This window comes from Mesorhizobium sp. M7A.F.Ca.ET.027.03.2.1 (assembly GCF_003999175.1).
GTDB lineage: Bacteria > Pseudomonadota > Alphaproteobacteria > Rhizobiales > Rhizobiaceae > Mesorhizobium.
Window position 1 is genome coordinate 1 of sequence record NZ_RZOM01001616.1, and the last position, 836, is coordinate 836.

Sequence of the window (836 nt, forward strand, 5' to 3'; positions counted from 1 at the left end):
CGGCCGTAAGATCGGTCCTTGATTTTTTTTCTCGCCGGGGACAATTCTGTGAAAACATACGCTCCACCAAGCGAAACCGTTGCGAAAGCCGAGCCTGCCTATGTTGACGGCTCGCGCTGGCGCGAAGCGACACTGACCCAAAAGATCGTCAAGTTCCGATATCGGTACTGGCCAGATCATATACTGGGTGAAATCCTGGCAAAGCGATGGATGGAAACGGCAATCCCCGTATTGCTGCTCATCGTCGTGTCCGTCGCCATGTCGTTCCTGACGCCTGATTTCCTGACCCTTGGCGGCATATCCGACACATTGCAGCAAGCTGCCGAGATCGGCTTCGTGGTTCTCGGTCTCACGCTCGTCATGATCGTTGGGGGCATCGACCTGTCTGTCGGATCGATCTTCGCACTCTGCAATTTCGTAGCGCTTTATCTGATCGGCGTCGTCGCGGCTCCGTTTCCCGTCGTGATCCTGGCCACGATAGCCTGCGGCTGTCTTCTTGGCCTCGTGAACGGCATCCTAATCGGATATTTCCGGCTTCGGGCGTTTTTGACCACGCTGATCACCCTGATCATATACCGAGCCACCTACGACATGCTGATCCTCGATCATGCGTTGGAGATAGCGGGAAGCCTTCCGGATTCACAAGCATGGGAACTCCTTTCCGAGGCCGCGTTCCTCGGTTTTCCCCTGGTCGCCTGGGTATATGCCGCAGTCGCTATCTATGGCCACGTCTTTCTAACAAGACTTCGCCCGGGTTGGCACATCAATGCGATCGGCGGTGCCCGGCGTTCTGCATATAATAGCGGCATCAACGTTCGTCGGACGGTTACCTTGAC

The 836-nt window shown here is 55.9% G+C and carries 1 protein-coding gene; it reads left to right on the plus strand.

All coding sequences use genetic code 11. From position 1 onward, the window contains the following. Positions 1–18: 18 nt before the first annotated feature. Positions 19–836, plus strand: an 818-nt coding sequence (locus tag EN750_RS36835; RefSeq protein ID WP_348629649.1) for an ABC transporter permease, incomplete at its 3' end; no start/stop codon positions are given.